Below are 12660 nucleotides of genomic sequence, written 5' to 3' on the forward strand. Positions count from 1 at the left end.
GGGCCCCATGTTCTTGAATGTCCGGCAACCCATTTTTTTGCAGCACCTGTAACGATAATCGCCTTTAGATTAAGTGGATAGATCATGGAAAAGCAGAAAATTTTAGCTGTTGACGACACCCCTGAAAACCTTGATGTGGTGCGTAGCATTCTTGGTGGGTCGTACAATATTTTATTGGCGGTTAACGGCACGTTGGCTTTAAAAATTGCCAGGGCTCAACAGCCATCCCTGATTCTGCTGGATATTATGATGCCCGGCATGGATGGTTATGAGGTGTGTCAACAGCTCAAATCCGACCCCCAGACCAAACATATTCCGATTATCTTTCTTACCGCCAAGGATCAGGTTGAGGATGAGGTTAAAGGCTTCATCCTTGGTGCGGCTGACTTTATTTTAAAACCCATCAGCCCCCCCATCCTGCAATCTCGGGTAGTGACCCATCTGGCCCTAGCCGACCAGCGACGTGATTTGGAAAATCAGGTTGCTGCGCGAACCGCCGATCTACGCCAAACCCTCAGCCAGTTGGAAGAGACCAATTGCGCCCTGCAAAGGTCGATTGAAGAGACCCAAGCTACGCAGTTAGAGATTGTGCGCCGACTGGGCCGTGCCTCGGATTATCGCGATAACGAGACGGGTCTGCATGTCATACGCATGAGCAACTATGCTAAGGTTTTAGCGCTTGCCGCTGGTTTTTCAGTGGAACGGGCCGAGCTGCTGCTCAATGCCGCCCCCATGCATGATGTGGGTAAAATTGGCGTACCGGATTTTATTCTATTAAAACCTGGTAAATTAGACGAGGCCGAGTGGCACATGATGCGCCAACACCCCCACATGGGTGCCGACATTATCGGAGAACACGACAACCCATTAATGGTCTTGGCCCGAGAGGTTGCCCTGACCCATCACGAAAAGTGGAACGGTACTGGCTACCCCCAAGGCTTAAAGGGGGAAGAGATCCCTATCTCAGGGAGAATCGTTGCCATAGCCGATGTATTTGACGCTTTAACCACCCAACGCCCCTACAAAAAAGCCTGGAGCGTGGAAAAAGCGGTTGATCTGCTTAAACAGGAGCGGGGCATACAGTTTGACCCGCTTCTGGTGGACCACTTTTTAAGGGTTTTACCCACAATTATTGAGATCAAAGAGCGCTATGCTGAAGAATCCATACCCCCCAACCGCTCTATGTGACCCAAGCTGCCCATGCACGATGCTTGACCCTGGGGAGAGGGTTCTGCGCGGCGTGTCGGTTTGGGCTGCCCTGCCCCCCCTGTCTTAGTGTCTTAGTGTCTTAGTGTCTTAGTGTTTTAGGTGGCAGCACGCCACCTTTGGCGACCTAAGGGAGGCTCAGGGCGCACGGTCTCGTGAGCGGCCTGCGGGTTTTCATGCTGTCAATCAAAGGAGCCATCCTAGCCCAGGTGGGAGAAACCTGTGGATTGGATAGGAGGGCTCCTTTGCACAGCGGCCCCCTACTGGCAGAGAGGGGCCACTGAAAGCCTCACGACCGAGCGTGACGCAGCGCCTCGATACGCTCTTCCAGGGGATGATGGGTAGCAAACAGCGCCATTAAACCACCCCGCTTACCGGCAATGGCAAACGCGGCGGTTTCAGCGGGCAGGTGAGACTCCACCGGGCTCTTTTGCAGACGCTCCAGGGCGGCAATCATGGCCTCACGCCCGGCCAGTTTGGCCCCGCCGGCGTCGGCGCGGAACTCACGCTTGCGCGAAAACCACATCACCACCACACTGGCCAACACCCCCAACACAATCTCAGCCAGCAGCGAGGTCACAAAATAGGCCATGCCGCCCCCTTCGCCACCGCTGACCTGCTCCTCTTCCTCATCACTTTGGCTGGACAACACGCTATCCACCGCTCCAGCAATGAGACGGGCCAACAAGATCACAAAGGTATTCAACACCCCTTGAATCAACGCCAAGGTCACCATGTCACCATTGGCAATGTGGCTGACCTCATGGGCCAATACCGCCTCGGCTTCCTCTTTACGCATGCCATGCAGCAGCCCCGTGCTCACCGCCACCAAAGCATTGTTGCGGCTCGCCCCTGTGGCAAAAGCGTTGACCTCGGCTGATTCAAAAATTGCCACCTCGGGCATACCAATACCGGCCTGCTGACTCTGCCGCCGCACCGTTTCGAGCAACCACTGCTCGGTGGCGTCTTGTGGTCGCTCAATCACCACCGCACCGGTGGAGCGTTTGGCCAACCATTTGGACATAAACAGCGAGATAAACGATCCCCCCATACCAAAGACCAGCGCCAGTACCACAATACCTCCTATAGAACCATGATTTAGCCCAAACAGGCTAAAGATCACGTTAAGCACCACCATCAACACCGCCATGATGGCAAGGTTGGTGATTAGGAACAGCACAATACGTTTCATTGCGACCTCATTAATCCTCTCTCACATGCCCATCGGCATGCCTAACCAGGGATGGCGCTGGGATTTGCGTACAACCGAACGACACCCCAGCCATACACCACCCATACCGTAGACGCACTATAGAGCATTGTTCTATTCAATAAAATTAGATAATATGGAATATCCTTTCAGATTTTTCCGAAGTGTTGATTATGAACTATAAACATCTCCACTATTTCTGGAAAGTCGCTCAACTGGGCAGCTTAACGGCGGCCAGTCGGCTTTTGCGCCTGCAACCCCAAACGCTGAGCACCCAAATTCAGGCCTTGGAGGCCGCCCTGGGGCAGCCCCTGTTCACCCGTATCGGGCGTCGCATGGTGCTGACCGATGCGGGACAACTGGTCTATGAGTATGCCAATGAGATGTTTTTGTTGGGCAATGAGATGCAAGAGGTGTTGGCGGGACTACCCGCCCGACGCCCTCTAAAATTTCGGGTGGGTATTGCGGATGTGGTCCCCAAACTCATTGCCTACCATCTTCTTGAACCGGCGCTCCAGTGTGGCCGTGAGATCCATATGGTCTGCAATGAGGATAAGCTAGAAACCTTGTTGGCCGATTTGGCGGCGCACAAGTTGGATATGGTGATCTCCGATGGGCCTATGCTGGCGGGCACCTCGGTGAAAGCCTACCACCACGCCTTGGCTACCGGGGGTGTGACCTTTTTTGGCAGCGCCGCGCTGGCCGCCCGTTATGAAGGCAGCTTTCCCCAGCGGCTCCAGCAGGCGCCCATGCTTATGCCCACCGAAGCAAGCATCCTGCGCGGGGAGATTACCCGCTGGTTGCAGCAGCAGGGCATCACCCCACATATTATTGCGGAGTTTCAAGACACCGCCCTATTAAAGGCGTTTGGACAGGCCGGAGTGGGCTTTTTCCACGGTCCCAGCATGATCGAGGATGAGATTATACGCCAGCACCAGGTGGTGCGCATTGGCCGCACCGATGCACTGCAAGCCAACTATTTTGCCATAACCACCGAACGCCGCTTGTCTCACCCGGCGGCCCAGGCGATCCAGCAGCACCGTGATGATACCCTCCACGCCCCCACAGAGGACTAAGCTTGCGCACCCCATGACTCGCCCAACCAACCGTGCCTAAGCACGTTTTTTGGTCAGGTAGGGTACGTAAGCCATATCATCATGGATAATATGGTTGATCAACCACTCTTCCAGGTAGGTAAAAATATCCTGACTCAGATGAATATTGCTCCCCGCCACAAACTCATCCCGCTTACCCAGCACGTAGGTTTTAAAGGCTTCATGCCGTTTGCTGTGTCCGGCAGCATCGGGGTAGCGATGCTGTTCAAACAGGCGCTCTTCCCGTTGAAAATGGACCACACTATAGTTGATTAGGCCATCAAACAGCTCTTCCATCACTTGACTGCTAGAACCGGTCTTCATGGCAGCATAGAGCTGGTTCATCATGCCGACCAAACGTTTGTGATCGCTATCAATGGTCTCAATACCAACCTCATAACTGCTGAGCCAGCGAATTTTTGGCTCGATCGCATTGGCATCCTTATCACTGCCCATATAGAGTTGGTTAAGCTGCTCAAACAAAGTGTTACGTAGCTGGTGGTAGAAGCGCATGGCATCTTCAAGAGCCTCTTCTTCACCCGCAGAGACCAAGTGAATAATATCTTGACCGCTCTTGTGCAACTGCTCGGCGGTACGCTCCATTTTTACAAACAGCGGCAGGGCTTGTACCGATTTTGGCAGCTCCTGGCGCAATTTGTCCAACATGGGCTGGTTTTGGTTGTCCAACAGATCGTTAACCAACGAAACATCCCGCACCGTTGCGGCATGGCCGATGCGACCCATGACCTGCAAAATTCCCTCGCGGATCAATTGCACATCAAACAGCTCTGGTCCAACATCCATGCGGGATTGCGCCGCATAGAGCGCCTCACTCACCCCGGCGGCGACATCGCTTAGGGCATTAAACTGTTGCACTGAACCGCGCATGGCCGTCACCACACTTCTGGTAACCGCCAACTGCTGCCCCACCACCTGGGAGGCTTCCGCCGTGCTCTGCGCCGCGTGTTGAATGGCGTGAATCGAGGAGGTTGCCTGCTGTGCCTGCTGCTCCATGGCATGGGTCGCCTGGGCGATCTCATCACTGGTGGAGGCGATACGCTGGGTGCCACTGGCGGCCTCTGCCGCTGCCCGGGCCACATCGCCAGCCGCCGCACTGAGCTCCTGGGCATTGCGGGCCACCTCTTCGGCCACCCGGGAGACCTGATTGGTGGCCTCGGCAATCCCATTGGTGGCGTGACCTTGTTCATCGACCGCCATATTGATATCGCTGTTGGCCATGGCAATGCGATCCACCACCTCCTGAATGCGCTTGGTGCTGTTTTCGGCCCGTTCGGTCAAACCACGCATGGTGTCGATCTGGTGCCAAATGGTCTCCGTGGCACCGGCCGTTTGACTGGCCAGATCCTTAACTTCGTTGGCCACCACCGCAAACCCCTTACCAGCCTCACCGGCCCCAGCCGCCTCAATGGAGGCGTTTAAAGCCAACATATTGGTCTGCTCCGCAATGGTATTGATGACCTCCACTACCTTGGAGATCTCCCGCGCCGAACCGGTCAGTTGCCCCATCACTGTGGTGGCATCCTGAGCCAAGGTTTTGCCCTGTTCCGACTCCGCAGCCGCCCCTTGACAGCGTTTGCGTACATCCTTGAGTGAGTTCTGCAACTCCAGCACCGAGCGTGAAACGTGATCTACCGAGGTGTAGACCTGGGCCATCTGTGTATGCACATCTTCCACATTGGCCAACATCTGCTCTGCCGCACCAGCCATGGTGTTGACATTGCTGTTGGCCTCGTCCACCCCATGGGTGATGGTATTCACCCCACTGCTGACCTCCTGGATAGCATGGAACAGGGTTTCCAAGTTAACCACCGTCTCCCCCACATGGCTTTGGATCCCTTGGATCTCCATGCTTAACCCCTGATTTTTGGCATCCACCTGCTCGGTGGTATCGTTCAGGTCGCGGTTATTTTCCCCCAATCCCTGCCGCAGTTGCACCACCTCCCCCACAAAGGAGTTAATGTTGGCCGCTTGCAGGTTAATCATCCGTATATTTTCGCACAGCACATCGGCCAAACGGTTTAGGTTTACCGCCATTTGGCCTACTTCATCGCGGCGCTCGTCCATGGTGCAACGCACCACCAGATCCCCCCCCGCCATCTGTTTGATGGCACCCACCATTTTAGCCACCGGCACCGTGATGGTGCGCGAGATCAGGTAGCCCAGCACCAACACCAACACCACCGACAGCGAGGAAAGCAGCGCCACCCCATGCTCAAAATAGTTCACTTCATCCACAACCATGGTCAGCAAAGTATAAATTTGCTGGCGTTGTCCATCCAAAAAGGGTTTGAGCTGACCTTGCAAAATCTCCGCTTGTTCATCAAAGCCCCCCATGAGCTGGTTACCCAGCACCGGTCCGCCTTCGATATAACCCTGGGCCATTTTTTTGCCCACGGCATACCAAGCTGTCAACGCACTGCTCAGTTTTTTTATCTGTGCAACCTCGTCGGTTTTACCCTGCTTCTTATAATGTTTGGCAAAATCATCCAGCTTGAACAAGGCTGCTTGATAGTAGTTTTCTGCCTCGCCATACCCATCATCAAAACCCTCGGCACCTCGGGTTGCGGAAATATCGGTCAGCCACTGTTGCACCTGCACCACATCCAGCTCAAGTTGGCTCGCTTGTAGCGCCAAACGCACGCTGGTATCCCGCGCATGGTAGGACTTTTCTGCAACACTGCCACTGACCAGATAACTCCAAACACCGACACCGATCATCAAGACCACAGGCACCATGAAACCCAGCCCAATTTTATACACAATTTTTAAATGTTTCATGAAGCCCCCCACCACCCTATGGTTATTGATTAAATCGGTCGCATTTACCCACAATCACCCTACCGACACACGTGATCGGCAAGTTGTCACGGCGACCACCGTGAAGAAAAAGAGAGACACCCTTTAAATGCCCATACCCACCTGCTCATCTCCACTGGCCGGCGCAAACCCCATCCACCTTGGTCACCCATCGTAACACAACCCACAAAAGAATCTCAGACTACTCTGCCAACCACCCCTTAAAGCTTGGCAATTGCCTAAATTTTAGTCATCTCCACCCGCTACAATAGTTGTAGTTCCATGATAAGGTTTTGTAAGGAGCTGGCAAGCTGCAACCGTTGATCATAGGGAACGTGTGGATCAAGCAGCTGCACCAATCCCTGCGTCACCGTCGCATAATCGACTAAAAAGCTTTTGGCATCCGCGTCACGCGCCTCCATAGGCAGCGCTAAAATCTCCTCATGGCGCGCTTGTACGCTCTTTAGACCCTCTTGCAACCCTCTGTAAATGCGCTGATGGAATGCCTCGACCTCAGATCCAGCGGGACACTCTTCAAACGAAGTATCTTCCTGCATAACCCGTGCCTCCGATCCATCTGCCACCCGATTACCCACAACGCCTTCCCATAAACCGCCCCCATCACCCACCCCAGTGTCGCCAACCTGCCCGATAGCGCTCCAGCACCTGCGGCTGATCCAGGGTGGAGATCCCCAACTGACCAGGATCTTCCACATCTTTACCAAACATAAACATACCCGTCGCCATGGCGGGGCGCAGATGCCGTAACCCAGGCGGAAAATCTTTAACCACCTGCTCCAGCGGTGTTTGCAGTACGGCCCCCCCCGCCATCACAAAGCCCCAATCCCCGAACGATGGCACCAATAGATGGTAAGGACGGGCCTGGGCAAACACATCTGCCACCGTGGCATGGGTTGTCCAAAAGGCCTCCCGCGCATGAAAGGGGCTGGTGGCTTGGGTAACAAACACCCCGGCTGGGGCCAAATTACTGCGTGCCAACCGGTAAAAAGCCCGGCTGTAAAGACGCGCCGTCTCGGTGCTACTGGGGTCGGGCAGATCTGCCACAATCAGATCAAACAACGCGGCCCGCTCCTGCAAAAAGCGCATGGCATCCCCCACCCGGATCTTGACCCGCTCATCCCGGCTCAGACTGGCGGCATTGGCTTGACGTAGATAGGGGTTCTCCGTCGCCAGTTTGAGCACCCGCTCATCCAGATCCACCAGGGTAATCCGCTCAATACGGTTGTAGCGCAGCAGCTCCCGCACCGCCATACCATCACCCCCGCCCAACACCAACACCGAGAGCGGCCCGCGCGCTTTAGCAGCCTGCACATAGGCCATGGGCAGATGCACCAGCGCTTCGTGATAGCGAAACTCATCACTGGTCGAAAATTGTAAGGCACCATTGAGATAGAGACGCAGATCATCCCGCCGTTTGGTTAGCACCACCTCTTGGTAAGCGGTATGTTCGGTGTGCAAAATCCGATCTCGGTAGACACTCTGGTTCCACGCCTGTAGTAGCACTTGGGCAAACAGCAGACCCGCGCCGATGGCCAGCGTAATGGACCATGCCGCCAACCGGTAACTCTTGATGCGGTGAGACCCCAGACGCGAGCCAAAACGCCATAACAACAGCACCGCGATGGACATGTTCACCAACCCAAAAAAGAGTCCACTGCGAAAGATGCCAAATAGCGGCAACAGCAGCAGCGGAAACGCCACCGTTGCCACCAATGCCCCCAGATAGTCCAACGAAAGCACATGGGCGATGCTCACCCGCAGGCTGTCGTAGCCCTCCAAAATACGGGTTAATAGGGGCACTTCCAGCCCAATCAGAAAACCCACCGTCAGGGTTAACACCACGTACAGGGGGAGAAACAGCGCCTCATAGGTAAACGCCAGATAGAGCAGCGGCACACAAAAGCCCCCCACCAAACCGAGAATGATCTCCGCCACAATCAGCTTGTGCAGCAGCACGCCCTGCATATATTTGGAAAGATAGGCCCCCGCCCCCATAGAGGCCATATAGAGCCCAATGGTGAGGGAGAAGTAGCGCACACTATCCCCCAAAAAATAGACCACGGTGGTGGCAATCAGCAGTTCGTAGATGATGGAGCAGAGCCCCGCCGTAAAGACCGCATAGACCAGGGTGGCCAGATCCAGCGAGCGGGCCGCGTCCCCGTGGGGCGCATGTTCAAGGTTATTCTGCATGGCTGTTCCAAAGGCTTAAAATAAGCGTGGGGGGCCTAAAAAAGCCCCCCACCAAGATAACACCGCTGCGCTACACCTATTTCCCTCCCCGCAATCCCCGCCCAGAAGAGGATGGACCCAACACGCTGCCGTTGCGGGCACTGCCGCTCCAACTGCCGCTGCTACCCATGCCACCGCCGCTGACGCGGCCACCCGCCCCGCCCCAGCCGGTGGCGCTGCCGCGATGGCCAAAAATGGAGCCACTGTTGGCCACATAGGGGTAGAACTGGCCGCCATAACCGCTATACCCATAACCACTGCGGGCTGCGGGCAGCAGCGCGGTCCAACCCACCAGCGCCACCGCCACCAAGACCAACATCGCTTTTAAGGTTGGGTTCATGGGTTCTGCTCCTGTAGCTGTTTGGCGCGAACATTGGCAAACCCGTTAAAGCCCACCCCCAACAACAGCAGGATCACCACCCCTATATTAAATCCCCGGTCGCCCCCACGCAGCGTGCGAATCTCTAAATCCAATTGTGTCAGATCAAGGGGGGCCGTCGCGTTATCCACCACCCCGCCACCCCCTTTAAATCGCAGGTAGTAGCTGCCGGGCTGAGGGATCACCAAACGCTGCTCCACCCACTCCTGCCGATCCTCCCAACGCCCTTCATCGTCATAACCGGTCTCAAAGTGCATCTCGCCACTAAAACCGGTAATGAGCGGCCCGGTGGGCGAGGCCAGCAGCTCCACCTCCAGATAACTCCAGCTACCTTCGCGCTGGGCAATATGGGCCTTGAGGGCCACCACCTGATTCTCTTGCGTGGTGGTAATGGGGCCATAGGCTTTGGCCATGGGCCACTGCTTGACCTGTTTTTCGTCACTGCCTGAAGCCATATAGATGGCGGTAATCAAATAGAACAACGCCAACCCTACACAAAGCAGGGCCAGCTTACCAAAATCAACCCCCTCGGCCTGCATCGTATCCCCCTTCATAGCAGCACCGCCAGCAGCAGGGCAAACCCCAGGGTACCGCTGCACTCAACCCAACCCGCCGCCACATTACGATCCCGCGCAATCTCCTCATCCAGATCGTGCCCGGGTAATAACAGGTGTTCCACCACAAAACGCACCATCATCAACAACACCATGCCCACCAGCGAAACCTGGGCAAATTGCCATAGGTTGGCACTCCACCCCACAAAGGCCCCGCTGATCCCCTTACCAATGAGAATACCCAGCGCCATAATGGCCCCTGCAAAGGCAATACCCGCCGCCAGGTTGCCCTGCTCAATCTCCCGTTGCAACGCGTAGGGGGTGTTCCAGTCGTAGAGCCGGGAAAAAACAATCAGCACCCCCTGCCCCAATACAAAAAAGAGGCTCGCCGTCAGCGGCCCCCCCCCTTCACCATGCAGCGCACCCGCCGCAATGAAACCGGTTGCCAGATAGATCCCAAAGCGCACCGCCCCCATGGCCATGTTGCGCCCTTTAACAATGGCGGTCAGGTTGCAAAACTGGTTAAGCAGCAGGCGGTCCAGCACCCAGCGTGAAAGATTTAAAAACATCAACCCAAGCAGACTATAGCCCCCCACCACCTCTAGATCCTTGATCAGTGAGCCGCTGGATGGCCCCAGCAACGCCCCCAAATAGATCAGCGTGCTGGCCAACAGATAGCCACTCAGAGAGAGACCAATGGCCGGGTTATCCTCCACCGCCAAGGCATGGGTAAGGGAATAGGGGGTGAAGCGATCATTCAAAAACCGCCCCACCACCAAAACCAGCACATAGAGCGCCATAAAAGCGACAATGGTGATCAACCCCTGCTGCCAGTCGTTCATAGGGCGTCACTCCCCTCTAGGGCATACACCGTGTATTGGGCTGGACGCAGACATTGATAAATATGGCACTCAAAATTACCACTGTTGCCCCACTGCTCCACCGTTATACCGTTTTGCTCATCTTCGCTAAGAAACTCCCAATAGTGAAACGCCTCGCCATTCGGGGGTAAACGGTCTTCATTACGGTAGAAAATCGCCTTACCTGCCTCGTCAAAATGGTAGGTTTGCCCTTCAAATTGCACGCTGCCTTGCTTGGCCTTTTGCATCGCCCTTAGCTGCGCCTCAGCCACACCCAGGGCTGCAAGGGGCTCCTTGCGCAGGGTGAGGCACACCTCTAGGGTGTCATCATCCTCGACACTGAGCCACAGGGTGCGGTTGCCCGCATCCCCCTGTAGCTCGAACCAACGGTAACCATCCTCGTCATAACTGTGACGACCCAAAATGGTGAGATCCAGATCCTCCAGATCTGGCCCTACCCCACGCAGCGCCACCACCCCGCCCGCACCAACATTTTGAATGGTCAACGCCCGCTTGGGGTTGGCCACACGGCGGGTACGTCGCTGCTGCTGGCTGTAGATATAAAAACCAGCCCCAGCCACCAGTATGAGCAATACCAGATGATTACTATCCATCATTCCCACTCCTGCCCACCAGGGGCCACTTAATCCTTAGCCGCCATGCGCGCCTTGAGCGCGGCCAAAGCATCGGTTTGTGTTCCACCACCACCCATGAGTGCCTTATCAATCTCATCATCTACCGTTTTAGGCACCGCCGCCATCTCACCATAGGCCTCGGCCAGCGACTCTTGCTCCTGCACCTTATCACGCATGCGCTCTAACATGGCGATGGTACCTTTGCCATCCACACTGGCCAGTTGCGCATTAAGCTTGCGGGTGGCGCTGCTCACTTGGGCACGCGCCTTGAGGGTACGCAGCTCATTTTCCCACTTACCGATCTGGCTTTTAATCTGCTGCACATTGCGCTCTAACTGGGCCGCCATCTTCTCCATATTCTCCAGATCCGCCTTCAGACGGTTGGCCTGCGTTTGGGCATCCTCATAGCGGCTTAGCGCCTCACTGGCCAGACGATCCGCCTCGGCCCCATCCAGCGCGCCTTGCTGGCCCTTTTGCACCAGCAGCATCGCCTTGCGCTCATAGTTGGAGGCCGTCTCCTGCAAGGTGAGCATCTCCCGCCGCAGGCGAATAACCTGCGCTTTCACTTTGGCTAAGGCATCCATATTTTTAGCATGCTCGGCTTGGAGATCGCGGATACCCTGCTCGGCCATTTTGGCCGGATCTTCCAATTTATCCATCGCCGAGTGCGCCTCGGACTTACCCCAGGTAAAGAGGCGTTGAAACAGTCCACTCATTGTGTCTACTCCTTGGTTTCGTGTTTGGCGACGCCCGCTTCAGGCCGCTTGCTCGGCGGCATAGGTGAGCAACAGTTGGGCATGGGTGGCAAGCCCCAAGCCCAAGGCATTGATGGAGGCCTCCAACTCATTAAGATCCAGGTTGGCCAGCTGCAAGGTATCGCGAAACAGCAACATCTGACCGGCATCGTCCAATACAAAAGCGCCGTGTACCAGCTCCCGATTGATCTGTAACAGCTTTTTATAGAACGCCACATCGTCGCGCCCAATGGCAAGAATCCCCTGCTCGATCACCAGCAGATCATCCTCGCAATCCACCACCATGTTGGCGATGCCACGGGCGTTATCGCTGATGCGAAACAGCGCTTCGGCTGCATCCTCATGATCAATGGTGACTTCCAGCGCCTCCAGGTAGCCACGCACGGTCTCAAAATGGCTCTGCTCTGACATAAATTGATCCTCTTGTTGCGGTAAAAGGGTTTCCGTTCAAGGTTGAACGTCAGGCAAACGGTTTTTCCTGCGCGGGCATGGCACCTATTTCACGAATGTGTTCATGAAAGCGCACCTCTCCTTGGGGCTTCAAAAGCTGCGCCATCACCTGCCATGCTTGATAAGGGTTCATCTGCGGATTACACAGCAGCACATCCACCATCGCCAAGGCATGCTCTGGCCAAGTCGAGATTAAAATGTGCGACTCCGCCAAAAACAGTACCGCAGTTACCCCATGGGGTACATAGCGCAGTTGGGCCTCGCCGACCCGTTGCGCCCCCACCAGGTCCGCCGCCTGGGTCATGCTGTGGATCAGCAGATCGGCATCATCCAGCGGCCCACGACAGCGGTAGGCGTCCACAATCAACTGTTGAATTTTCACAAGCGTCCTAGGTTAACAAGGTTACTAGGGGTTTGATTGTGGCAAGCCTAGGCGGTAACATCAAGCTC

General features: G+C 55.6%; 13 protein-coding genes. 2 read left to right on the plus strand and 11 right to left on the minus strand.

The genetic code is table 11. The features are described from left to right. Nucleotides 1-84: 84 nt before the first annotated feature. Complete coding sequence (locus MMC1_RS16215; RefSeq protein ID WP_011714718.1) at nt 85-1188, plus strand: response regulator; 1104 nt, start codon at nt 85-87, stop codon at nt 1186-1188. Between the two features lie 307 nt (nt 1189-1495). On the opposite strand, the gene htpX is transcribed toward MMC1_RS16215, so the two are convergent. Then, nucleotides 1496-2398, minus strand: a complete 903-nt coding sequence (gene htpX, locus MMC1_RS16220; protein ID WP_011714719.1) for a protease HtpX — start codon at nt 2396-2398, stop codon at nt 1496-1498. Nucleotides 2399-2589: 191 nt separating this feature from the next. On the opposite strand from htpX, the gene nhaR reads away from it, so the two are divergent. Beyond that, nucleotides 2590-3492 (plus strand): transcriptional activator NhaR, encoded by a 903-nt coding sequence (nhaR, locus tag MMC1_RS16225; RefSeq protein ID WP_011714720.1) that lies wholly within the window; start codon nt 2590-2592, stop codon nt 3490-3492. Between the two features lie 36 nt (nt 3493-3528). Here the strand turns inward: nhaR and MMC1_RS16230 are convergent, their stop codons facing one another. The 10 genes from MMC1_RS16230 to speD form a co-directional block, all read right to left on the minus strand. Next, a complete protein-coding gene (locus tag MMC1_RS16230; protein WP_011714721.1) occupies nt 3529-6309 on the minus strand; it encodes a bacteriohemerythrin in 2781 nt (926 codons plus the stop codon). 281 nt (nt 6310-6590) lie between these two features. Beyond that, the gene (locus tag MMC1_RS16235; RefSeq protein WP_143711446.1) at nt 6591-6911 is read right to left on the minus strand and encodes a hypothetical protein; all 321 of its coding nucleotides are present in this window, start codon (nt 6909-6911) and stop codon (nt 6591-6593) included. 37 nt (nt 6912-6948) lie between these two features. Further along, complete coding sequence (locus tag MMC1_RS16240) at nt 6949-8538, minus strand: polyamine aminopropyltransferase (RefSeq protein WP_011714723.1); 1590 nt, start codon at nt 8536-8538, stop codon at nt 6949-6951. 76 nt (nt 8539-8614) lie between these two features. Further along, nucleotides 8615-8917 carry a hypothetical protein gene (locus MMC1_RS16245; RefSeq protein ID WP_011714724.1) on the minus strand — a complete coding sequence of 101 codons (303 nt, stop codon included), beginning with the start codon at nt 8915-8917 and terminating at the stop codon, nt 8615-8617. Further along, nucleotides 8914-9510 carry a hypothetical protein gene (locus tag MMC1_RS16250; protein WP_143711447.1) on the minus strand — a complete coding sequence of 199 codons (597 nt, stop codon included), beginning with the start codon at nt 9508-9510 and terminating at the stop codon, nt 8914-8916. Before MMC1_RS16250 ends, MMC1_RS16245 begins: the two co-directional genes overlap by 4 nt. Next, a complete protein-coding gene (locus MMC1_RS16255; protein ID WP_011714726.1) occupies nt 9507-10352 on the minus strand; it encodes a DUF350 domain-containing protein in 846 nt (281 codons plus the stop codon). The genes MMC1_RS16250 and MMC1_RS16255 overlap by 4 nt, the downstream gene beginning before the upstream one ends. After that, the gene (locus MMC1_RS16260) at nt 10349-10987 is read right to left on the minus strand and encodes a DUF4178 domain-containing protein (protein ID WP_011714727.1); all 639 of its coding nucleotides are present in this window, start codon (nt 10985-10987) and stop codon (nt 10349-10351) included. Before MMC1_RS16260 ends, MMC1_RS16255 begins: the two co-directional genes overlap by 4 nt. A gap of 26 nt (nt 10988-11013) precedes the next feature. Continuing rightward, entirely contained in the window at nt 11014-11721 is a 708-nt protein-coding gene (locus MMC1_RS16265; RefSeq protein WP_011714728.1) for a PspA/IM30 family protein, read from the minus strand. 39 nt (nt 11722-11760) lie between these two features. Beyond that, nucleotides 11761-12171: a YbjN domain-containing protein gene (locus tag MMC1_RS16270; protein WP_011714729.1), complete on the minus strand. Its 411-nt coding sequence runs from the start codon at nt 12169-12171 to the stop codon at nt 11761-11763. Between the two features lie 49 nt (nt 12172-12220). After that, nucleotides 12221-12592: an adenosylmethionine decarboxylase gene (speD, locus tag MMC1_RS16275; protein ID WP_011714730.1), complete on the minus strand. Its 372-nt coding sequence runs from the start codon at nt 12590-12592 to the stop codon at nt 12221-12223. Nucleotides 12593-12660 lie beyond the last annotated feature (68 nt).

The sequence above is a fragment of the Magnetococcus marinus MC-1 genome, from assembly GCF_000014865.1.
GTDB lineage: Bacteria > Pseudomonadota > Magnetococcia > Magnetococcales > Magnetococcaceae > Magnetococcus > Magnetococcus marinus.

What these genes read in the sequence shown, in the direction of transcription:
- MMC1_RS16270 (WP_011714729.1), bottom strand. Translation starts at nt 12,171, where the DNA reads ATGTCAGAGCAGAGCCATTTTGAGACCGTGCGTGGCTACCTGGAGGCG.
- MMC1_RS16230 (WP_011714721.1), bottom strand. Translation starts at nt 6,309, where the DNA reads ATGAAACATTTAAAAATTGTGTATAAAATTGGGCTGGGTTTCATGGTG.
- MMC1_RS16245 (WP_011714724.1), bottom strand. Translation starts at nt 8,917, where the DNA reads ATGAACCCAACCTTAAAAGCGATGTTGGTCTTGGTGGCGGTGGCGCTG.
- MMC1_RS16260 (WP_011714727.1), bottom strand. Translation starts at nt 10,987, where the DNA reads ATGATGGATAGTAATCATCTGGTATTGCTCATACTGGTGGCTGGGGCT.
- nhaR (WP_011714720.1), top strand. Translation starts at nt 2,590, where the DNA reads ATGAACTATAAACATCTCCACTATTTCTGGAAAGTCGCTCAACTGGGC.
- MMC1_RS16215 (WP_011714718.1), top strand. Translation starts at nt 85, where the DNA reads ATGGAAAAGCAGAAAATTTTAGCTGTTGACGACACCCCTGAAAACCTT.
- MMC1_RS16240 (WP_011714723.1), bottom strand. Translation starts at nt 8,538, where the DNA reads ATGCAGAATAACCTTGAACATGCGCCCCACGGGGACGCGGCCCGCTCG.
- MMC1_RS16255 (WP_011714726.1), bottom strand. Translation starts at nt 10,352, where the DNA reads ATGAACGACTGGCAGCAGGGGTTGATCACCATTGTCGCTTTTATGGCG.
- MMC1_RS16265 (WP_011714728.1), bottom strand. Translation starts at nt 11,721, where the DNA reads ATGAGTGGACTGTTTCAACGCCTCTTTACCTGGGGTAAGTCCGAGGCG.
- MMC1_RS16250 (WP_143711447.1), bottom strand. Translation starts at nt 9,510, where the DNA reads ATGAAGGGGGATACGATGCAGGCCGAGGGGGTTGATTTTGGTAAGCTG.
- htpX (WP_011714719.1), bottom strand. Translation starts at nt 2,398, where the DNA reads ATGAAACGTATTGTGCTGTTCCTAATCACCAACCTTGCCATCATGGCG.